At 62.7% G+C, this 19,584-nt stretch carries 33 protein-coding genes; 32 read left to right on the top strand and 1 reads right to left on the bottom strand.

Going from position 1 to position 19,584, the window contains the following annotated elements; genetic code table 11:
• The 29 genes from KDW55_RS29280 to KDW55_RS02175 all read left to right on the top strand — a co-directional run bounded on the left by KDW55_RS29280 (nucleotide 1) and on the right by KDW55_RS02175 (nucleotide 14,749).
• Nucleotides 1-801, top strand: coding sequence for a S24 family peptidase (locus KDW55_RS29280; RefSeq protein WP_249181298.1), 801 nt, complete (start codon nucleotides 1-3; stop codon nucleotides 799-801).
• Nucleotides 802-807: 6 nt separating this feature from the next.
• Complete coding sequence (locus KDW55_RS02310; RefSeq protein WP_212197825.1) at nucleotides 808-1,140, top strand: hypothetical protein; 333 nt, start codon at nucleotides 808-810, stop codon at nucleotides 1,138-1,140.
• Nucleotides 1,141-1,737: 597 nt separating this feature from the next.
• On the top strand, nucleotides 1,738-2,181 hold the full coding sequence (locus KDW55_RS02305; RefSeq protein ID WP_212197869.1) for a hypothetical protein: 444 nt from the start codon (nucleotides 1,738-1,740) through the stop codon (nucleotides 2,179-2,181).
• A gap of 26 nt (nucleotides 2,182-2,207) precedes the next feature.
• Complete coding sequence (locus tag KDW55_RS02300; RefSeq protein ID WP_212197824.1) at nucleotides 2,208-2,519, top strand: hypothetical protein; 312 nt, start codon at nucleotides 2,208-2,210, stop codon at nucleotides 2,517-2,519.
• A 28-nt stretch (nucleotides 2,520-2,547) separates the two neighbouring features.
• Nucleotides 2,548-2,745, top strand: coding sequence for a hypothetical protein (locus KDW55_RS02295; RefSeq protein ID WP_212197823.1), 198 nt, complete (start codon nucleotides 2,548-2,550; stop codon nucleotides 2,743-2,745).
• Nucleotides 2,746-2,793: 48 nt separating this feature from the next.
• Complete coding sequence (locus KDW55_RS02290; RefSeq protein ID WP_212197868.1) at nucleotides 2,794-3,138, top strand: hypothetical protein; 345 nt, start codon at nucleotides 2,794-2,796, stop codon at nucleotides 3,136-3,138.
• Nucleotides 3,135-3,449 carry a hypothetical protein gene (locus tag KDW55_RS02285; protein ID WP_212197822.1) on the top strand — a complete coding sequence of 105 codons (315 nt, stop codon included), beginning with the start codon at nucleotides 3,135-3,137 and terminating at the stop codon, nucleotides 3,447-3,449. Before KDW55_RS02290 ends, KDW55_RS02285 begins: the two co-directional genes overlap by 4 nt.
• A gap of 172 nt (nucleotides 3,450-3,621) precedes the next feature.
• Nucleotides 3,622-3,771, top strand: coding sequence for a hypothetical protein (locus KDW55_RS02280; RefSeq protein WP_185734029.1), 150 nt, complete (start codon nucleotides 3,622-3,624; stop codon nucleotides 3,769-3,771).
• The gene (locus tag KDW55_RS02275; protein WP_185734030.1) at nucleotides 3,768-3,911 is read left to right on the top strand and encodes a hypothetical protein; all 144 of its coding nucleotides are present in this window, start codon (nucleotides 3,768-3,770) and stop codon (nucleotides 3,909-3,911) included. Before KDW55_RS02280 ends, KDW55_RS02275 begins: the two co-directional genes overlap by 4 nt.
• 32 nt (nucleotides 3,912-3,943) lie before the next feature.
• Nucleotides 3,944-4,228, top strand: a complete 285-nt coding sequence (locus KDW55_RS02270) for a KTSC domain-containing protein (protein ID WP_212197821.1) — start codon at nucleotides 3,944-3,946, stop codon at nucleotides 4,226-4,228.
• A 38-nt stretch (nucleotides 4,229-4,266) separates the two neighbouring features.
• On the top strand, nucleotides 4,267-5,289 hold the full coding sequence (locus KDW55_RS02265; RefSeq protein ID WP_212197820.1) for a hypothetical protein: 1,023 nt from the start codon (nucleotides 4,267-4,269) through the stop codon (nucleotides 5,287-5,289).
• Nucleotides 5,289-5,912, top strand: coding sequence for a hypothetical protein (locus KDW55_RS02260; protein WP_212159888.1), 624 nt, complete (start codon nucleotides 5,289-5,291; stop codon nucleotides 5,910-5,912). The genes KDW55_RS02265 and KDW55_RS02260 overlap by 1 nt, the downstream gene beginning before the upstream one ends.
• Nucleotides 5,863-6,675 (top strand): hypothetical protein, encoded by an 813-nt coding sequence (locus KDW55_RS02255; RefSeq protein ID WP_212197819.1) that lies wholly within the window; start codon nucleotides 5,863-5,865, stop codon nucleotides 6,673-6,675. Before KDW55_RS02260 ends, KDW55_RS02255 begins: the two co-directional genes overlap by 50 nt.
• Nucleotides 6,672-7,295 carry a 1-pyrroline-5-carboxylate dehydrogenase gene (locus tag KDW55_RS02250; protein ID WP_212197818.1) on the top strand — a complete coding sequence of 208 codons (624 nt, stop codon included), beginning with the start codon at nucleotides 6,672-6,674 and terminating at the stop codon, nucleotides 7,293-7,295. The genes KDW55_RS02255 and KDW55_RS02250 overlap by 4 nt, the downstream gene beginning before the upstream one ends.
• 213 nt (nucleotides 7,296-7,508) lie before the next feature.
• Entirely contained in the window at nucleotides 7,509-7,958 is a 450-nt protein-coding gene (locus tag KDW55_RS02245) for a phage N-6-adenine-methyltransferase (RefSeq protein ID WP_249181297.1), read from the top strand.
• Nucleotides 7,959-7,978: 20 nt separating this feature from the next.
• Nucleotides 7,979-8,257, top strand: coding sequence for a site-specific DNA-methyltransferase (locus tag KDW55_RS02240; protein WP_212197816.1), 279 nt, complete (start codon nucleotides 7,979-7,981; stop codon nucleotides 8,255-8,257).
• A gap of 15 nt (nucleotides 8,258-8,272) precedes the next feature.
• Nucleotides 8,273-8,662 carry a hypothetical protein gene (locus tag KDW55_RS02235; protein WP_212197815.1) on the top strand — a complete coding sequence of 130 codons (390 nt, stop codon included), beginning with the start codon at nucleotides 8,273-8,275 and terminating at the stop codon, nucleotides 8,660-8,662.
• Nucleotides 8,663-8,692: 30 nt separating this feature from the next.
• A complete protein-coding gene (locus tag KDW55_RS02230; protein WP_212197814.1) occupies nucleotides 8,693-10,075 on the top strand; it encodes an ISL3 family transposase in 1,383 nt (460 codons plus the stop codon).
• A 29-nt stretch (nucleotides 10,076-10,104) separates the two neighbouring features.
• Nucleotides 10,105-10,551, top strand: a complete 447-nt coding sequence (locus KDW55_RS29580) for a site-specific DNA-methyltransferase (RefSeq protein ID WP_212197813.1) — start codon at nucleotides 10,105-10,107, stop codon at nucleotides 10,549-10,551.
• An 18-nt stretch (nucleotides 10,552-10,569) separates the two neighbouring features.
• Nucleotides 10,570-11,541: a hypothetical protein gene (locus KDW55_RS02220; protein ID WP_212197812.1), complete on the top strand. Its 972-nt coding sequence runs from the start codon at nucleotides 10,570-10,572 to the stop codon at nucleotides 11,539-11,541.
• Nucleotides 11,538-11,708 (top strand): hypothetical protein, encoded by a 171-nt coding sequence (locus tag KDW55_RS02215; protein ID WP_212197811.1) that lies wholly within the window; start codon nucleotides 11,538-11,540, stop codon nucleotides 11,706-11,708. Before KDW55_RS02220 ends, KDW55_RS02215 begins: the two co-directional genes overlap by 4 nt.
• Nucleotides 11,705-12,019, top strand: a complete 315-nt coding sequence (locus KDW55_RS02210; protein ID WP_212197810.1) for a hypothetical protein — start codon at nucleotides 11,705-11,707, stop codon at nucleotides 12,017-12,019. Before KDW55_RS02215 ends, KDW55_RS02210 begins: the two co-directional genes overlap by 4 nt.
• Entirely contained in the window at nucleotides 12,016-12,255 is a 240-nt protein-coding gene (locus KDW55_RS02205) for a hypothetical protein (RefSeq protein WP_212197809.1), read from the top strand. Before KDW55_RS02210 ends, KDW55_RS02205 begins: the two co-directional genes overlap by 4 nt.
• Complete coding sequence (locus KDW55_RS02200; protein ID WP_212197808.1) at nucleotides 12,252-12,497, top strand: hypothetical protein; 246 nt, start codon at nucleotides 12,252-12,254, stop codon at nucleotides 12,495-12,497. The genes KDW55_RS02205 and KDW55_RS02200 overlap by 4 nt, the downstream gene beginning before the upstream one ends.
• A complete protein-coding gene (locus KDW55_RS02195; RefSeq protein WP_212197867.1) occupies nucleotides 12,490-12,873 on the top strand; it encodes a hypothetical protein in 384 nt (127 codons plus the stop codon). The genes KDW55_RS02200 and KDW55_RS02195 overlap by 8 nt, the downstream gene beginning before the upstream one ends.
• Nucleotides 12,873-13,343: an XF1762 family protein gene (locus tag KDW55_RS02190; RefSeq protein WP_212197807.1), complete on the top strand. Its 471-nt coding sequence runs from the start codon at nucleotides 12,873-12,875 to the stop codon at nucleotides 13,341-13,343. The genes KDW55_RS02195 and KDW55_RS02190 overlap by 1 nt, the downstream gene beginning before the upstream one ends.
• Nucleotides 13,343-13,846: a hypothetical protein gene (locus KDW55_RS02185; protein WP_212197806.1), complete on the top strand. Its 504-nt coding sequence runs from the start codon at nucleotides 13,343-13,345 to the stop codon at nucleotides 13,844-13,846. Before KDW55_RS02190 ends, KDW55_RS02185 begins: the two co-directional genes overlap by 1 nt.
• A gap of 325 nt (nucleotides 13,847-14,171) precedes the next feature.
• Entirely contained in the window at nucleotides 14,172-14,504 is a 333-nt protein-coding gene (locus tag KDW55_RS02180) for a DNA-binding protein (RefSeq protein WP_212197805.1), read from the top strand.
• Nucleotides 14,501-14,749 carry a hypothetical protein gene (locus tag KDW55_RS02175; protein WP_006401152.1) on the top strand — a complete coding sequence of 83 codons (249 nt, stop codon included), beginning with the start codon at nucleotides 14,501-14,503 and terminating at the stop codon, nucleotides 14,747-14,749. The genes KDW55_RS02180 and KDW55_RS02175 overlap by 4 nt, the downstream gene beginning before the upstream one ends.
• Here the strand turns inward: KDW55_RS02175 and KDW55_RS02170 are convergent.
• Nucleotides 14,734-15,771: a site-specific integrase gene (locus KDW55_RS02170; protein ID WP_212197804.1), complete on the bottom strand. Its 1,038-nt coding sequence runs from the start codon at nucleotides 15,769-15,771 to the stop codon at nucleotides 14,734-14,736. The genes KDW55_RS02175 and KDW55_RS02170 overlap by 16 nt on opposite strands.
• 826 nt (nucleotides 15,772-16,597) lie before the next feature.
• Between KDW55_RS02170 and KDW55_RS02165 the strand changes: the two genes are divergently transcribed.
• From KDW55_RS02165 to KDW55_RS02155, 3 genes are all read left to right on the top strand, one after another.
• On the top strand, nucleotides 16,598-17,623 hold the full coding sequence (locus tag KDW55_RS02165; protein ID WP_040143855.1) for a substrate-binding domain-containing protein: 1,026 nt from the start codon (nucleotides 16,598-16,600) through the stop codon (nucleotides 17,621-17,623).
• Nucleotides 17,624-17,712: 89 nt separating this feature from the next.
• On the top strand, nucleotides 17,713-18,741 hold the full coding sequence (locus tag KDW55_RS02160) for an ABC transporter substrate-binding protein (protein WP_212159872.1): 1,029 nt from the start codon (nucleotides 17,713-17,715) through the stop codon (nucleotides 18,739-18,741).
• 16 nt (nucleotides 18,742-18,757) lie between these two features.
• Entirely contained in the window at nucleotides 18,758-19,582 is an 825-nt protein-coding gene (locus tag KDW55_RS02155; RefSeq protein WP_069241169.1) for an ABC transporter permease, read from the top strand.
• Nucleotides 19,583-19,584: the final 2 nt, after the last annotated feature.

Genomic DNA, 19,584 nt, shown 5'->3' with positions numbered 1-19,584 from the left:
ATGACGACCGACACTGCGATTGATAGACTTCTACCCATGGTAGAAAGCAAACAACTCCCGATCCGATACCCCGAATTCGCGTCCCGCCTGTCGCAAGCAATGGCGGCCGTCCCGATCGAGGTTCAGGGGATCGTCGACTTTTTCAAAGCGCGCGGCGAAAAGATCACCTACGAGATGGTCCGCCGCTACACGCTTGGACAGGCCATGCCGCGCCAGGAGAAGTTGAACCTGATCGCCGAGGCGGTTGGGCGCAGCGCATCCGAGCTGGTCTATGGCGCCAGCGAAACGAAGCCAGGGAAGCACACGCTTCCCGAAGATCAGGGAAATGTCCTGGTGTGGGAGCATCCGGACGACCTGCCCCCAGACGAAAATCGCGTCTGGTTGGATACATACGATTACAGGTTCAGCGCGGGGACTGGTTTGATTCAGTGGGAAATTCGGCAGAAGAAGGCCCTGCCATTCGATATTGGCTTTTTCCGCGCACTTGGTTCGAAACCCAAGGATTGCAGGCTGGTGAGGGTCCACGGCGACAGCATGGAACCTTACCTTTTCGATCGCGACATGATCATGGTCGACACTGCCAAGACGAACATTCGCGACGGCAAGGTGTATGCGATCTACTTCGCCGACGAGCCGCTCGTGAAGCAGATCTTCAAGATGGCGGGCGGCGCGATTACGCTGCATTCGATCAATTCAGGAAAATACCCGGACAAGACCATCAACCCGGAGCATCTCGATTCCGTCTCGATCATGGGTGAAGTGATCTATCGATCCGGCTCGGGCTGGGCCGGAGGCAACTGATTCGCCATGAAGCGCTTTGCCTGCTTCGCTATGGCCTTCTGGATTCTCGGCGCGCGGGCCGCGCCGGTCCCCGATGATGTCGCGGCGAAATGCACTGACTCCGCGTCCGCTTTCAGTTTCGCCGCGACCTTCCGCGATACCGGGATCTCGCCGCAGGACACCCTCGCCCATATGAAGGCACCGGCCTTCCGCCGCGACCTTCCTGACGGCGCGCTGAAGGAAATCATCAATCTGGTCTACTTCGATCCTGATCTTTCCCGATGGCCGGCCCGCCGCATCTACGCGGTCGTCTCGCATGACTGCATGTTCCCGCGACAGACCGCCGAGCCGCTGCAATAGCGCGCCGCCGCCGGCCCGACAAACCCGCTTCGGCGGGTTTTTTTACGTCCGCCGCCAGGCACTTCTACTTTCGAGTGAACGTGTTCTACTTTTAGTTGTTGACTTCCCGCCTACTTAAAGTAGAATTCCAATCAACGCAGCACACAACGCGCTGCGCCACCGCCCCGGCGGCCAATCCGGGAAGCAACAGAAGCAATGCGCGTGGCCGCGCAGAACAAATCGCCCGTGAAGCCTGCCCGCGTGAGAAGGGAATGCCTAGCCCAGGCTGTAACTGGGTGGACCGGATGAACCGGCGAAGGAGCCGGGGACGCGACAGAGCCGAACGGTCGGCGCGTGCACACGCGTTGACCTGACGGGCCGGAAAGCACGGTCCACCTGGCGCCTGAGCGCGTCGCCGGACGAGAGTACCCGGCAGCACTGCCCTGATGGACGGGTATGCGGCAGTGACGGCTGGGCCCCGTCACAAACCCTGTTTTTGATGAGTCTGAAGACACGCTTGCCTCGCGAAAACGCTGCCTTATGCGAGTGTCGCGTATCCGTCCACCAGTGCAGTGAGTATCGCCGGAATGTCTTCCGGCAAACCTGTTAGGAGTGCATATGCTCAATCTTCAATTAACCGAGCGCGCCGCCGAATTCTTGACGGATCGCCAGCATCAGCAGTTCAACGATGCGGCCGACGCCGAAGCGGAACGCGCTGAAACAATCACTGCGATGGCGCTGGAGCGCTTGAAAGCGAAGATCGCCGCGCTGACCGAGCAAGACCTGATCAGCGGCATGCACAGCGTCACGAAGGAAAAGCACGGCCGCGCACTGCGCGCCGCATGGCTTGAATCGCCGGAGGCGCTTGGCGATCTGGTCATGTCGATCGTCGTTCACGCGATGCGCGAGGACGCGGAGCTGGAGGCCGAGGAATCGCTCGACAACGAGCGGCCGCGCTTCGCGACGACGTTCTGCTCGTCATGCGGCCGGAAGTTCGGGGCGGGCAATGCCGGGTTCTCGAGCTGCGCCGACCACATTGGCCGCCGGGCGCTCGCCGACTGACCAACGCAACACGAAGGAGAGAGACGATGGCACTCGATCACGGTCTGCTCAATCTGCCGCTTGCAAAGCGCGGCGACATCGACGCCCAGATTGATGCGTACAAGCGCGACCAAGCGGCGGCCGAGAAAGCTGCGCGCAAAGCGCGGGCCGCGCAGCTGAAGCAGGACAAGGAAGCCGCGGCGCCCATCCTCGCGCGACTCGTCGCTGATGTCGAGTTGCTCAATCGCAAGGCAGCGGAAATGAAAGTCACGCCGAAGACGCTTCGCGATCAGCTCAAGAGCTGGGCGACGTGGCAACCGAAGAACCTGATCGCGCTCGGCGCGAAGTGGCTCGCCTAATAACCGCGCACGTTACAGGAGAAAGACCGTGAGCAATTCGAAAATCCGCCGCCAATCCCGTTACGCGCATGCGGCGTTGCGCAAGCTGCGCAACATCGAGCGCCACGGATCGCGCCGCGCCAAAGTGTTCGCGAAGCGCGCAAGACGGTTGGGCTGGACCGCTGAAAGCATCGTGGCCGCGCTTTCGTATGGCTTCGAACACTTCCGCGCTCCCATCGAGTTCTGACCAACCGCGCCCGCTACGGCGGGCAATCACACCACACCGAGGGACCACATGAACGAGATCAAGCATACGGGTGGGGTCTGGATTTTGGATCACTGCGACTCCGGCAGACTTTATGTCGCGCAGCAGTATGGCGATACGCCGGGTGGCCGGATATGTGAAGTTTTCGAGAATTGTCTTGTCCGCGGACGAGAACGCGAAGCCAACGCTCGGTTGATCGCCGCCGCCCCCGGCATGGCCGAGATCCTCGAAATCATCGCAGCAGACGCAGACGCTGGCGAGATCCTGCTGACCTCGGGCATCCGCATGGCCCTCGACGCTGCGCTGATCAAGGCCGGCCGCAAGGCTGCACCTACGCCGGTGCGGCACGTGACGATCGCGGGGGTGGATCGATGAAAGCGCCCCGCTACGTCATCGAAGGCACGTGGGCCGGCTATCGGTCGAGCCAAGACCGCGTCGTACATCGGTCGGTTCACGGCGGTGCAGAAAAGAAGCTGCGCGAGTGGGCCGAGCGCACGTTTTCGATCGCCTACACGGACGGGACGAAGCTGATTCTGTCGGTACGTGACTGTGCGCCGCGTGAGCGTGTCGATGTACGCGCCGGCTACATGAAGCTGATCCGCGACTGCGCTTTCCACGATGTATCCACTGTCGAGGCGCTCATCGCAGCAGAGAACGCGTTCAAGAACCGCGCGAGGGAGGCATGATGCGCGCCCCCCTCAACAGCCTATCGCCTGTATTGCGCGCATACAAGCCAGCGCCTGTATCGCGCCTGCGCTACGTCCTCGAAGGCTCGGCGTGGGCCGCAGCATACGGCGTCGCCATTGGCTTTCTCTGGTACGGCGCGCTGATCGCCGGTCCCTATCTGCGGAGTCTCGGATGAAGTCCCTCCTGCGCAAGGTCGGCGAGCTGGTCGGCCTGTGGGTCGTCGTCGCGACGATCCTGTTCGTCTTCGTCTGGCTCGTCGTGCCGAAGCTGATCAGCGCACCGGATGACGCGCCCGTCACCGTTTCTACGAGGCCTTCATGAGCCGATTCACCGATCACACCGAGCGGTTCGAGATTCAGCATCCGCGCGCGGCGCGCGTGGTGGCGCTGGCCGTTCTCGTGCTCGTCGCCCTTCTCGCCTACGCGATCGACAGCGTCACGAAGGCATTCGGCATCCAGTAACGCCCCACTCAACCATCGAGAGGATTCACGAAATGAGCACCATCGAAATGCAGCCGGTCGAATCGTCGCAGATCCACAGCATCGGGTATGACGCGGCGAGCGAGACGCTGGCGATTCGGTTCAAGAACAAGGCGAACGATCCGTCGTCGCTTTACCACTACTCGCAGGTCACGCAAGCGAACTTCGACGCGTTCAAGAACGCCGAGTCGATCGGCTCGCACTTCTACAAGTTCATCAAGCCGTTCCCCGAGCGCTTCCCGTACGTGTGCATCGAGAAGATGCCGATCCCGGCGCCGATCGTTCTGATGACTGCGTAACGCCCGCTTTCCCCTTTCACCCATTTCCAGAGGATTCCATGTCCACACCCGCCGTTATCGAGCAACCGCGCGCGTCCGTCCCGGTCCGCGCCGGCTTCTTCGACCTCGAAGGTTTCGAACTGCTGCAGCGCGTCGCGAAAGCGTTCGCATCGTCGACGCTGGTTCCCCAGCAATTTCAAGGGAACATGGCCAACTGCATGATCGCGCTGAACCTCGCCGAGCGCCTGAAGGCCGACGCATTAATGGTGATGCAGAACCTGTACATCGTGCATGGCCGGCCGGGATGGTCGGCGAAGTTCCTGATCGCGACGTTCAATCACTGCGGCCGCTTCACTGCCGTGAAGTACGAGTTTTTCGGCCAGCCGAACACCGACGAATGGGGTTGCCGCGCATCGTCGACGGAAATCGCGAGCGGTGAAAAGATCGTTGGCCCCGATGTGACGATCAAGATGGCGAAGGACGAAGGCTGGTACGGCAAGAACGGCTCGAAGTGGAAGACGATCCCACAGCTGATGTTGATGTACCGCAGCGCCGGCTGGATGATCAACACGGCCGCGCCGGAAATCTCGATGGGTCTGCCGACGCAGGAAGAACTGCACGACATCATCGACGTGCGGCCGGACGGCACCGTGTCGTTCGGCGGCGTCGAGGAAGGCAGCACGCGCGCGCCGGCCGCTGTCGAAGTGCCGCAGCCGAAGTCGAAAAGCGAGCGCGCCGCCGAGACGCCGGCAATCGCGCAGGCTGATTCGGATGGCGTCATCGAAATGGCGGCAACGCAGAAACAGCCCGAGCCGGTGCAGCAGGCGCGATCGGCGCGCCGCGCCGCCGCCGACAACACGCAACCGTCCGCCGCGCGCGAACCGGGCGGCGATGACGATCAGGGCGATCTGATTGGCGAACCCGTCAGCGAAAGCGTGCTGCGCATCCTCAAGACGAAGATGGAACAAGCCGCGCTCGGCGAGGCGGACATGCGCAAGCGCTTCCAGTTCGGCTACGACGGTGTGACGAAGGCGAACTATAACGATGTCGTCGCCTGGATCGAGAACCCGATGGAGGCGTGATGGCCGCGCTGCAATTCGATCCGGCCGAACACGCCTACACCGTCGAGGGGCGGCGCGTGCCAAGCGTGACGCAGGTGCTCGCGCCGCTCGTCGACTATTCGAAGGTGCCGCGCGACACGCTGGAACGCGCGCGGCAGCTCGGATCGGCAGTTCACCGCATGACCGAGCTTTACGACCTCGACGACCTCGACATGGACAGCCTCGCGGACGAGCTCCGGCCGTATCTCGCGGCATGGATCAAATTCCGCGCGGAAACCGGGTTCGTGCCGGAAACGATCGAGCAGCGCATGTTCCACCCTGCTCTGCGCTTCGCCGGCACGCCGGACCGATCCGGGTTGATCAGCGGCCGCCGCGCGGTAGTCGACATCAAAAAGATGCTGACGCTCGGGCCGGTGATCGGCCTGCAGCTCGCCGCCTACAGCGAACTATTCGCGAAGAATGGCACCGTCATCGAGGACCGCTACGGCCTCGGCCTGCGCGCCGACGGCACGTACCGGCTCGTGCCGTACACCGACAAAAGCGACTGGCCCACGTTCCTGTCGCTTCTCACTCTCCGAAACTGGAAGGAAAAACATGGACACGCAATCGACCCCTCTGGTGAATTTGCAGGTGCCGCGCCCTGAAGATGCATTGTTCAAAGGCGCCGAGCGCGCGCTCGCGAGCGCGAAGGTGTTCGAAGTGGATTGCGACGAAGTGCGCGATCTGGCGGTGCAGGATCTGACGAAGGTCAAGGGGTTGCAGAAGGAGCTCGAAGCGAAACGCAAGGGCATCACGCAGCCGATCGACGCCGCAAAAAAGGCGGTCATGGACCTGTTCCGCGCGCCGACCGATTACCTCGACCAGGCCGAGGCGCTGCTGAAGAAGGCGATCCAGACCTACGATCGCGAGCAGGAGCGTTTGCGCATCGCCGAGCAGGCGCGTCTCGAGGAGGCGGCGCGGCAGGAGCGCGCGCGTCTCGAACAGGAGGCGGCCGCGCGTGAAGCGGCGGCGCAAGCCGAAGCGCAGGCGATTCAGCGGCAAGCCGAGCAAGCAGCGGCCGCCGGCGATGTCGAAGCGGCCGCGCGTCTGAATGCAGAAGCAGAAAGCCGGGTCGAGCAAGGCGCGGCCGAGGTTGCCACGTTGCAGACCACCGCGACGCTCGTTACCGCGCCGACGGTGGCCGCGCCGGTGCGCACCGCTGGCGTCTCGACGCGCAAGGTCTGGAGGGCGGAGGTCAGCGACAAACTGGCGCTGATTCGCTTCATCGCCACGCACCCCGAGTACGTCGACCTGCTAGACGCGAACATGCCGGCCATCAACAAGATCGCGCTCGCGCTCAAGGCGAATTGCCCGCTCGATGGCGTGCGCGTGTTCGAAGACAACGTGATTGCTGCGAGGGCTGCATGAGATCCGACATCGAAACCTACCTCGGCAAGGTCGTCGACTCGACCGCGAAGAAGATCGCGGCGAACGTCGGCCTCGACCAGCTCGACGTCGCGAAAGAGCTGAACCGGATGCACGCCGATGGCGTCGTCGAGCGCGAGAAGCGCAACGGCAACGAGTATGCGTACTGGCTTACGCGTGGCGAGAAGGTGCCCCCGGCAGCGGCTGAGAACGTGCCGACGGCAGTCGCGATCGTGGAGCGGTCGGTGGATCCGGAGACGAAGGCGATCGAGCCAGCGGACGCCACGGAGAAGCCGTACAAAACGTCGTTCTCTGTCGCGATCGAGGCTCCCCTTCTTGAAGCGCTTCGCGCCGAAATCGAATCTCTGAAGGAAATGAACGAGCGCCTGAAGGCCAACAACGCCGACCTCGAAAAGCGCATCGACTCGCTCAGTGGCGACGTGCGTCTGCCGGGTTCGATGTTCGTCACCATGGGCCGGGCCACGAAGCCCATGCGCCACGCGACGATCGAGAAGGCTCAGCGCCGCGCGTCGGCGCTCATTCGGTCGGAGCGGGAATCGGAGGTTCTGGTGCTCGAGCCGATCGGACGCATGGTCCGCGGCAGCGAGTGGCGGGATCGATGAACCGCCAGCCGCGCGGCATCCGTCGCGCGGCAACCACCGGCCTCAACGGTGGGTGCTCGGAGTGACGGGTGGGCGCCGTCACAACGCCACAGGTTCTGCAGCGCGGCGCTTTCATGCAACCAGCTGCCACATGCTAGCCGAGCACCCGCCATTGAGGCTTGATCTACTGATTTAGAGGATGCGATGGGACTGTCGTCACACCAAAGCGCGCGAATGAAAAACGACGAATGGCTGACGCCGCCGGAGTGGATCCAGGCGCTTGGGCCATTCGAGCTTGATCCATGCGCCCCAGTCGTTCGCCCGTGGAATACGGCTCGACTCCATTTCACCGTTGAGGACAACGGGCTCGCTCGGGAATGGCTCGGCCGCGTCTGGTGTAACCCGCCGTTCGGTCGCGAGGCCGCGAAGTGGCTCAAGCGTATGGCGGACCACAACAACGGTATCGCGCTTATCCCGGCCCGCACCGAGACGGCGATGTTCTACGAGAGTGTATGGTCCCGCGCCGACTCGGTGTGCTTCGTCCGCGGCCGGCCGCACTTCCACTACGTCGACGGCCGGCGCGCGCCGTTCAACTCTGGTGCGCCGATTTGCCTTGTCGCCTATGGGCGTGCGAACACGATCGCACTGCTCGGCAGCCGGCTCGGCCACGTCGTCGAAACCTGACCACCTGAGGACCAAACACCATGACGACAGAGAAGGTGCAGATCGGTGACGCTACGCTTTTTCTCGGCGACTGCCGGAACATCCTGCCGACGCTGCCGCGCGTGGATGCGGTGATTACTGATCCGCCGTATGGGATTCTCAATCTCGCTGGCAACGTCGCGGGCGCGGTGGTGCGTAAGTCTCCGCGACAACTGGGCTCCGGAACACTGAAGAACCGATTGCTGAATCAGTCGAACGTCGAATGGGATATTGCGCCCTCTCCGGAAACGGGTAATCGGAATAACGTGTGGAAACCATGATGCTGAAGTATACTCATGGAACGGAATTTCGTGTGGAAGGAAACCATGAACGCTCGCCTTGAATCTACCAATCTTGAGTTGTTCCCTGCTGATGCGGCAGCGGAGCTCGCCTATGCCAAGACGCTCACTGATGGCATGGAACTTTCGCCTGAAGCGCAGGCGCTTTACGAGAAGGAAGGCGCAGAACGCTTCCGACAGTTCCATGGCCGGCGGGTGCTTCGCCTCGAAGTGACAAAAGAGCAGAAAGAAAGCATTGATGCCGCATGGCGCATCTGCGCATACCCTGGCGGGCGTGTGATTCATTCCGCGGATTGGTGTCGGCGCTTTGACGATGCCGTAACCGACATCCTTGGATTCAGTCCGCCGGATGAGTACACGCTCGTCGAAAAGAAGGAATCCAACTGACAAAACGGATTTCCACACTAAAATCCGGGGATGAGAGACATTCTGGATATGGACGGTTGGACACTGACCGACAAAAGGACCGAGGGGTTGGTAGAGACCTTCTCGGCGGAATACGTGCACGAGCCCATCGCCTGCTCCAAGTGCGGCGGCATCAAGCTGTACCGGCATGGAACCAAGAAGACGACGTACGCGGACGCGCCGCTGCGCGGCTTTGCAGCCAAGCTGGAAGCGACGGTGCGCCGCTACCGGTGCCGGGACTGCGGTGAGACGTTCCTGCAACCGTTGGGCGGCGTTCTGGACGAGCGTCGCATGACGATACGGTGCGCGGAGTTCATCGCCCGGCAGGCGCTGAAACATACCTTCGTCCATGTCGCCCGCGAGGTCGGCATCGACGAGAAGACGGTACGGGCCGTGGCCACCGAACGCATGGGCGAACTTGAGGCCCAGCACAAGCCACGGCTGCCGAGGGTGCTTGGCATCGATGAGACGAAGATTGCAGGCGAGCTTCGGCTTGTTCTGACGGACGTGGAAGGCCGTCGCCTGCTGGACATGCTCCCATCCCGAGACAAGGACACCCTGGCTGCCTGGTTGTGGCAGTTCAAGGACCGCAACGCCGTCAAGGTCGTAACCATTGACATGTGGCGCCCGTACCAGCGTCTCGCCGCCGAACTGCTGCCAAACGCCGTCGTGGTTGTGGACAAGTTCCACATCATGCGAATGGCTGGCGAGGCAATGGACCGCGTACGCATTCGGCTGGCCAAGGTCAAACAGCCGGAGGTGCGGCGGCACTGGGTTCGTTCCAAGGTGATGCTCAACAAGCGACCGCACAACCTGACCGAGAAGCAGCGCTTCAATCTGGAAATGTGGCTGGACAACGAACCCGAGATTGCGGCGGCCTATCGTGCCAAGGAAGCGTTTTACAGCCTGTTCGACCTGCCGAAGGACGAGGCCATCCGTGCCTTCGACGGTTTTGCTGCTTTGGTCGAGTCGTCTGTCAAGCCGGAGTTCAAGCCGTTGCTGACGGCCATGCGGAACTGGCGCAGCGAGATTCTGGCTGTCTTCGACCATAAGTACACGAACGCCTTCACCGAGTCTCTGAACAATCTGACCAAGCACATCGTCAAGGCTGGGCGCGGGTACAGCTTCGAGGTGTTGCGCGCCCGCATCCTTGCGAACTACGGCGACCCGGCGAAGACACCGCTCTTTTTCGAGTTCCTGCTGAAGGACGACGGGAACCCATGCGCGAACTGCGGGCTGCCGTGCAGAGCTGAGGATATGCACCTCGTGACGTTGCCGCCAGTGACTCGCGGACAGCGTGCGAAGCGCGCCCTGGTCTGCGAGGTTTGCGAGGCGCGTTTCAACACGGAGAAGGTTATTGCTCATCGCAAGACTTCCACACGGAAAACCGGATAGCCCCGGAAACTTTCGATGCGCTGCGCAACATGTCGAGCTGGCAGATTATCTGGGGCGGCAATTACTTTGCACTTCCGCCCGCGCGCGCGATCCTGGTGTGGGATAAGGAGCAGCCGTGGGAGAACTTTTCTCAAGTCGAACTCGCGTGGTCGAACCTATCTCGGCCAGCAGCCATCTTCAAGGAAAGCGCGACGCGTGGAACGCCAAATAAACAGCACCCGACCCAGAAACCGCTTTCTTTGATGGCGTGGTGCGTGGCGTTTGTGCCGGACGCGAGAACGATCTTTGACCCATACATGGGGAGTGGCACGACTGGCGTTGCTGCCGTCCAGCAGGGTCGTTCGTTCATAGGTATCGAGCGCGAACCGAAGTACTTCGAAATCGCATGCCGCCGCATCGAAGACGCCCAACGCCAAGAAACCCTGTTCGAACCTCCCGCGAGAAAGCCCGAGCAAGCCGGGCTTGATCTCGCCTGACCCACTGAGGACACCACCATGACCACCGACAATAGCCGCGCTGATGCGCTGACGGACGAACAGCGTAACGCTATCGGCTACGCCGCACGAATGCTTGAGAAATTCTCAGACGGCAGAGCTACGGCTGCAATCCGCACACTTTCTGCAATGCTCACCGCATCCCCTGTCTCGCAACCCGCAGCAGCGCCGATCGGCGACAACCAAATTCAGGTGACGCACACGATTGCGACTGAAGCCAACGCAGCAATAATCCTGCATGGCTTGCTCGATTCGTTCGTGGAAGTGGCGGCCAGCTTCCCGAGCGCGGTGATTGATGAGCGCCTCGCAGGACAGGTGCGCGTCTATCTACCCGCACCCTCGCCGGCGGACGAGCAGGCGGACGAGCGGGCGGCGAAGATGGCACATGACCTGCGTTGCGCGGGGGTCGCCGGGACAAAGGCTGGCGATCTGCTGCACGCTGCTGCGGCAATGATCGAGGAGCTTGCAGCCCGCGCCGCATCTGCCAACGAGACGGGGGCGGAAGGGGCTGCCATCCCTTACGGTCACGAGTTTGCGGACATGGACGGAGAGCGCCACTTTAAACGCGGCCTGCTGCCAAGCTATGCGCAGTCCAACATCGTCCCGCTTTACGCCGCCCCGCAGCCCGCGCAGGCAGACGCTCGGGTCGAGCTGACGGTAGATGCCGCGATGGCCTGTTTCCGCGAATCTCTCATCGAGCAGAAATGGAATGTGACGGCCTCTGAGATTTCAGCGGTGTTGACACATGCCCGTGTCCTTCTCGCGACACCGCAACCGGAGCCGCGCGCCGAGGTGACGGACGACGATGCGTCGCTCTGGCGATATGTGGCGCAGCATGCCGTCATCGTGGATGGCTCGGCCGAGGGAATGGTCGTCCTGACTATCGCCAAAGACGCTGATTCTGGTGCTCTCGAATTGGCGACACGCAATGCGGTGGAATCTCTTGCCGCCCGCACCGGAGCCTCATCATGAAAGATACGATGCCGAACGCGCTGTGGATCGTCTCAGGGCATGTGTTCAACGTTGCCGGGCTGGTTGGATCGTTCGCCGCAAATTCAGCTTGGGTTCTGACGGGAACGTTACTCATCACAAGTCTGATTCTGGCGATTGCTGCTGTAGACAAGGAAGGCCAATCATGAAAGAGCCGATTCTGTCGCGCGAGGAAGTACAAGAGATCCAGCGCAAATGTGACATCACGTTCTTCGTTCCGGACGACAGTGAAACGTGGCCTGGCACGTACATCAACCTGCAACAGCTTCGCGACTACACCGCAAGAATCGAAGCCGCCATTCTGGAGAAGCTGTGCGGGGAGCCAGTGGCGTTCGTGTGTTCGTCCGACGACGATTTTGCGCCGATCGTGCGCAGCAAATCGGCAGCGCAAAAATTATCGGACGAGCACGGCGACGGCAAGATCGTTCCGCTCTACGCCCTCAACCGGAGCGATCTATGAGTAGAAATCTTCTGCACAAAACCAAGTTGAAGCCCTTCAAAGCATGGATGGACTCTTATGGGATCGAGCATCGCCCCGGACGCGGGGACTTCCAAGTCTTGCAGATCAAGACGAAGAACGGTCAGTGGCAATGCGTATTTGATCGCATTGAAGCACCCGAGCACTACACGGTTGCATGGCCGCTTGAGCCTATCGTGCGTCGGTTTATCCGAGCAACCAAAGAGAGCCAATCATGAAGATCACCGATGACATGCTGACGGAGTGGTTTGATCCGGATACCAAACCGGTTCACCGAGGCGTCTATAAAACCGAACTCATCATATGCGGCCTTGTTAAACGGGGCTTCTCATATTGGAACGGCAGGCAGTGGAGCAATGTGAAAGACACGGCAGAAGAAGCCTCGAAGTTCGCAAAGCGATTCCTCCCGGGCATCCAGTTCAAGTACTGGAAAGGCCTGAAGGAGAAGCATCATGGATGAGCGCGAGATGTTGACTGAGGAGTGCCTCCGCAAACTGCTGTCGGACGTTTGGAATCTCGGGCAAACGTACTGGCGTCAGGCAGACAGCGAGTTCGCATCCGATAACCGTCGGTCGGACGATACGTACAAGAAGTATCGCGCCATCGTCGACGAATCCTGTGAGAGGTTGGCCGACGCCGCCCGCCGCACCACGCCCGACAGGGAGGCGATCATCGAGGAGTGCGCGAAGGTGTGCGAGGAATTGTCGGCTGGATTCAGTGAGCCGGGAAAGCGCAGGACTCGCATGACAGCAGCTGCGATGCAAGGCGCTCTGACGTGCGCATATGCCATCCGCGCCCTCAAGACCGCCCCCACTAGCGATAAGGGAGGTGCGTGATGAGTTTGGTCGTCGTGCCGATCTCGCTGGAAGAGGCGAATGTATTCGTCGCTGAGCACCATCGTCACCACGCGCCCGTGGTTGGACACAAGTTCAGCATCGCCGTCGCAGACGACATGCTGATGGGCCGAGACGACTGCACTGGCATTTGTGGGGTTGCGATCGTCGGCCGGCCGATCGCGCGCGGCAATGACGACGGCTGGACGCTCGAAGTCACGCGCTGCTGCACGGACGGCACCCGCAATGCATGTTCGGTTTTGTACGGTGCGACATGGCGTGCGGCCCGCGCACTCGGTTATGCGCGCCTGATTACTTACACGCTTCCAGAGGAAGGTGGGGCGAGTCTTAGAGGTGCCGGGTGGCGTCTGGTAGGTCAGCGTGGCGGCGGTAACTGGAATACGCCGGCTCGGCCGCGCGTCGATACCGCTGCGCACCTGCGCGGACAGAAATCACTTTGGGAGGCAGTCTGATGATCGACCAAGACACGATGCGATTCATGGCAACGCGCCTCCGAGCCATGCAACTGACTACATGCGACGAAGCCGCCGACGCCATCGACGCCCTACTGGCAGAGGTGGAGGCCATCGAGCAAGCCATCCTCGACCCCGAGAATCAGCCGAGCCAGTACGGGACGGTTTTGTTGGAATCCGCTAGGAAAGAAAGCGATTCGCTGATGAGCGCACTGGCCGAATGCCGCGAAGCTATGCCGCATCGTGACTCGTGCGATGCAGAGTTGATGCAAGCGATTGGTGATCCCGGCGCAGTGCCGATCTACGTGAAGGCCGTCGTAGCTACACTCCGCGCCGAGCTGGAAGCCGCTGCAGCTGATAAGCGGGATGCGGATCGGTATCGGTGGTTGCGTGACGATAACGCATATGCGCCCGAAGAAGCTTGCATAAAGGGCGGAGCTGATCTTGATGAACTGTGCGACGACGGGATCGCCCTCGCGCAACGACAGGGAGAAGGATCGTGAGCGAACTGAAGCCGTGTCCGTTTTGCGGGAGTGCCGCGATGCGCTATCCGGACGGTGACATGGAAGGATATTCCGTTATGTGCAGCGGCGATCGATTCACCTTATTTGGGGGAAGTCGTCGCGATTGCCCGATGAATACATTCGGTTATTCATCTCAGGAAGAGGCTGACTCCGCATGGAACCGCCGCACCCCTGCTAGTGAGGGAGATAGGATTCCATGCCACAAAGATGACTGCCCATTCCAAATCGCTCGCGTCGGGGAGCCAAACACAATCTGCCCCATAGAGCGTTGTGGAATGCTGATCGTTGCCAAGGAGAGCGAATCATGAGCAGCCGCCGCATCAACAGCACCGCTGTCTTCAATGTGCTGCTCACCGGAACGCACACCGCGCGCGAGATCGCGAAGAAGCTCGAGACGTCGACGGCGTTCGTACAGAGCTTGATCGACACGCTGTTTCATGCCGGGCGCATCCGGATCGATCGACGCGTGCACACGGATACGGCGTACGAGGTGACGCCGGCCGCATTGCCGCGCATGCCACTCGATACGCCGGCCGCCGGCCCGCGTCTCGCACCCAACCTGCAATCCACGCTCGCCGGCTACGATCGCGAGATCAGCCGCCGCGTCGAGCTCGCCATGACCACGAGGGGAAAATGACCGAAATCACCGAACTGGCTCAGGAAATCGCCGCGCGCCTGACACCGCACGCGCTTTGGGATCTCGCCGAACTGGCGAAATACCTGCACCGCAGCGAACAACACACGCGGCAGTGGATCATCACGCAGGAGGGCTTCCCGCGCCCGATCCGTATCCCGTCAGGCAAGAGCGCAACCGAGCGCGCCCGGCCGCTCTGGCGCGCGAAGGACGTGATCGCGTGGGCCGAATCTCACGTCGAAGCCTGATGGAGCTTATCGGCAAGATCAGCGGCATGCGGCGCGTAATACACGGCCTGCAGGATGCGCAGGTCGCGATGGCCGCTGATCTTCGCCAGCTCCATCACATTGAAGATTTTCGACAGACGGGTGAGTGCCTCTCGGCGCGCGTCATGGAAATGCAGATCGCTCAGTGCTGCGGCTGTCTTCGCTTTCCGAAATAGCGCGTCGCGCGCGGCCGCATCGACGCCGAACACATTTCCCTCGAATTCCTTCTTCAGCGGCGCGACTTGGTTCAGGATCGCGAGCGCCCGCGGCGACAGCGGAACGTCGCGCGCCACGCCTGTTTTCGTGCGCGGCAGGTGCACGTAGCGCTTCTTCAAGTCGACCTCGTCCCACGTCATTCCCTCGATCTCGCCGGCGCGCATCGCCGTTTCGATCGCGAACACGAGCATTGCGCCAATGCGCGCCGACTTCGTGACCGGCGTCTCGTCCGCACGGTAGCCGAGGCGCTCGAGCAGCAGCTCGACCTCTTCGTCGGTAATACGCCGCTTGCGCGGCTCCGGCTCGGTCGGTCGGCGCATGCCAGTCAGCGGGCTCTCGGCGATCCACTTCCACTCGTCACGCGCGGTCGTGAACACGTGCGACAGCAGGTTGATCTCGCGCAGCACCGTCGCCGTGCCGACCTTCCCGCGGCCGGTTTCCTCATCGCCGGCGAGCCGCGCGTCGCGCCACCGCCCCATGTGTTCGGCCGTCACATCGGCGAGCGGCATCGCGGCGAGGTCCGGGAAATCGCGGACGAATGCAGCGAAGCGGATCGCTTCCCACCGCGCGGTGCGCTTCGTCGGGCTGACGCGTTTCTCGTACTCGCGCAGAGCATCCGCGAGCGTGTGCTTCGTGCCCGGCGTCAGCTTGCCGACGTTGATCTCGTGCTCGATCCGCGTCGCCCATGCGACAGCATCTGCCTTGCTCGCGAACGTCTCGGACATGCTGATGCCCTTGCGGCGTACCTGCGCGCGCCACACGCCGCCGCGCTTCGTGTATGTCGCCATCCTGCCCCCTGGTGCAAATCGTGGTGCATTTCTGGTGCACGCGGGTGCAAAAACGGCTTGTTTTCGCTACAACGCGGCTACCTTCCCGGATCGGGAAGATAGCACGGAAAGCCTTGTTGGGATTGGGTTTGCTACAGGCAGGATAGCTTGCGCTACAGAATTGGATGGTGCCGGGGACCGGACTCGAACCGGCAAGCCAGTTAAGGCGGCGGATTTTCGTCACACTGCTTCTTTCAAAGCCGGCGTCGCGTGCGCGGACCGTTCGTGCGCTGGACTATGCCTTCACCGTCGCGCGCGGGCGGGATTGCCGCCCATGCGCCTTAGGTGCCCCCCGTCTAGTCTCTACACCTTCCTCGCTTGAGCTGTACCGCGAGGCTTGGCTCGGCGTTGCCTCGACGCGCGCACGCATCAGGGGTTTCGCCGAATTTGAAGGGTTCTGCACCGGTCGTTTCCGGCCGGGCACTCAATCGTTTAAGTCCGCTATGTTTACCAATTTCATCACCCCGGCAAAAGGGCGGACGCGATTCTACCATTGCTTGCACATGCGTTAGCTGATTCGCGCGCGGAGTAGCGCGATGCAGCACGTTCGTCCGCCCCATCGGCGCCCGAATCGATGGCCCGCCGCCGACATCGATACGACACCTCCAGCGATTTCTCCCCGCGCCGCAACAACCGCCGATACAATCGCATCCGCCGCGCTCACCGGCCATCAAACGTCTGATGTTTGTATCGTAATTTTTGCGAAACAGACCTCCCGCGCGTCATCGCGAAGTCACAAACGTTTTCGATAATTTCCCCGTCGAAAACGTTTACATCGCGTCACGCCATGCCGCCCACCATCAAGGATGTCGCCGCCCTCGCGGGCTTCTCGATCGCCACCGTCTCGCGTGCGATCAACGCGCCGCATACCGTCAGCCCCGCAACGCTCGCGACGATCCGCTCCGCGATCGACACGATGCAGTTTCGCCCGAGCCCGCTCGGCCGGCAACTGCGCGGCGAGCGCACGCGACTGGTCGGCGTCGTGCTGCCGACGCTCTCGAACCCCGTGTTCGCCGACTGCCTGCACGGCCTCGACGAACTCGCGACGGCCGCCGGCTTCAAGCTGATCCTGATGACGACGGAATACGATGCCGCGCGCGAGCGCCACGCGATCGAGACGCTGCGCGAGCAGCGCGTCGAAGGGCTGATCCTGACCGTGGCCGACGCGGACACGCATCCGCTGCTCGACATGCTCGATCGCGACGGCCCGCACTACGTGCTGATGCACAACGACACGCATCGCCGCCCGTCGGTGTCGGTCGACAACCGGCGCGCCGCGTACGACGGCGTGCAGCTGCTGACCGCGCGCGGCCATCGCCGCGTGCTGATGCTCGCCGGCTCGCTCGCCGCTTCCGATCGCGCCCGCCAGCGTCATCTCGGCTATGCGCAAGCGCTCGAGGAAGCCGGCGTCGCGCCGCTGCCGCCGGTCGAAGTCGACTTCAACGCCGCGGAGCTGCCTGACGCGGTGCTCGCGCACCTCACCGCGCAAGCCACGCGCCCGACGGCCCTTTTCTGCAGCAACGACCTGCTCGCGATGGTCGTGATGCGCGGCCTGCGCCGTGCGGGCTTCTCGATTCCCGACGACCTGTCGGTGCTCGGCTTCGACGGAATCGCGATCGGCGAGCTGCTCGCGCCGCCGCTCGCAAGCGTCGCGACGCCGAACCACGACATCGGCCGCCACGCCTGGCAACGTCTCGTCGAATGCATCGGCGGCGCGACGATCGAGCGCACGTCGCTGATCCTGCCGCACACGGTGCGCGACGGTGCGACGATCGCGCCGCCGGCCGCCAATCTGCAGTTTCGTCACGCGTGAACGCGCGCGCCGCGCCATCGCGCGCGGCGTCGCGCAATGCGCGGCGAGATACCCCACGTATGCCCCCACTACCCGCCCGGAGACCCACCGTGTCCATTCGCCTCACCTCGCTGCTGCGCATGCTCGCAGCACCCGTTGCCTGCGCCGCCCTCGTCGCGTTCGCACCCGCGGCCCATGCCGACGACACCGCGATCTGCTACAACTGCCCGCCGGAATGGGCAGACTGGGCCGCGCAAATCGCGGCGATCAAGCAGAAGACGGGCATCCGCGTGCCGTTCGACAACAAGAATTCGGGCCAGGCGATCGCGCAGCTGATCGCCGAGCAGAAGAGCCCGGTGGCCGACGTCGTCTACCTCGGCGTGTCGTCGGCGTTCCAGGCGAAGGACAAGGGCGTGATCGCGCCGTACAAGCCCGCGCACTGGAACGACGTTCCCGCGAACCTGAAGGATCCGCAAGGCTACTGGTTCGCGATCCACTCGGGCACGCTCGGCTTCTTCGTGAACAAGGACGCACTCGACGGCAAGCCGGTGCCGCGCTCGTGGGCCGATTTGCTGAAGCCGGAATACAAGGGGATGGTCGGCTACCTCGATCCGTCGAGTGCGTTCGTCGGCTATGCGGGCGCGGTCGCCGTCAACCAGGCGCTCGGCGGCAGCCTCGACAACTTCAAGCCGGGCCTCGACTGGTTCCGCAAGCTGAAGGCGAACGCGCCGATCGTGCCGAAGCAGACCGCGTATGCACGCGTGCTGTCCGGCGAGATTCCGATCCTGCTCGACTACGACTTCGACGCGTATCGCGCGAAGTACAAGGATCATGCGAACGTGGAGTTCGTCATTCCCGCGGAGGGCACGATCGCGGTGCCGTACGTGATGAGCCTCGTGAAGGGCGCCCCGCACGACGCGAACGGCAGGAAGGTGCTCGACTTCGTGCTGTCCGACGAAGGCCAGAAGCTGTGGGCGAACGCGTACCTGCGTCCGGTGCGCGCGCAGACGCTCGGCGCCGACGTCGCAGCCAAGTTCCTGCCGGCGAGCGAATACGCGCGTGCCAAGCCGGTCGACTTCGGCAAGATGGCGGCCGGCCAGCAGACGTTCGGCCAGCAGTATCTGCAGGTGATGCAGTAAGCAGCCGGACGACGTCATGCTCGACCTGACTTTCCCGTTGCGCTGGCGCGTCGTGCTCGTCGCGCCAGCCCTGGCGGTGTTCGCCGCGTTCTGGCTGCTGCCGATGGTGTCGCTCGTGCGGGTGTCCGCCGACGGCGCATTCTTCACGCAGTACGCGGCGCTGCTCGGCAACGCGCGCTACATGAAAAGCCTCGGCGAAACGGTCGCGCTGTCGGCCGGCGTCACGCTCGCGACGCTCGCGCTGTCGACGATCTCCGGGCTGCTGCTCGCGCGCCGCGAATTCGCCGGCAAACGCGTGCTGCTCGCGCTGCTCACCTTCCCGCTCGCGTTCCCCGGCGTCGTGGTCGGCTTCATGGTGATCATGCTCGCCGGCCGGCAGGGGCTGATCGGGATGCTGTCCGCGAAGCTGACCGGCGACAAATGGGTGTTCGCGTATTCGGTGGCGGGGCTGTTCGTCGGCTACCTGTACTTCTCGATTCCACGCGTGATCGTCACCGTGATCGCGGCCGCGTCGAAGCTCGACGCGTCGCTCGAGGAAGCCGCGCGCTCGCTCGGCGCGTCGCCGTGGCGCATCTTCGTCGACATCGTGCTGCCGGCGCTCGCGCCTGGCCTGATCGCGGCCGGCGCGATCTGCTTCGCAACCGCGATGGGCGCGTTCGGCACCGCGTTTACGCTCGCTACCGACCTGAACGTTCTGCCGATGACGATCTATACCGAGTTCACGCTGAACGCGAACATCGCGACGGCGGCCGGACTGTCGATCGTGCTCGGCATCGTGACGTGGGCCGTGCTCGCGCTCGCACGCCGCTTCACCGGACACACCGCCGCTGCCGCGGCCTGAGG

This window comes from Burkholderia sp. AU19243 (assembly GCF_018148075.1).
Taxonomy (GTDB): Bacteria; Pseudomonadota; Gammaproteobacteria; order Burkholderiales; family Burkholderiaceae; genus Burkholderia; species Burkholderia latens_A.
Note: the sequence above shows the minus strand (reverse complement) of the source record. Positions and strands in the feature narration are given on the sequence as shown.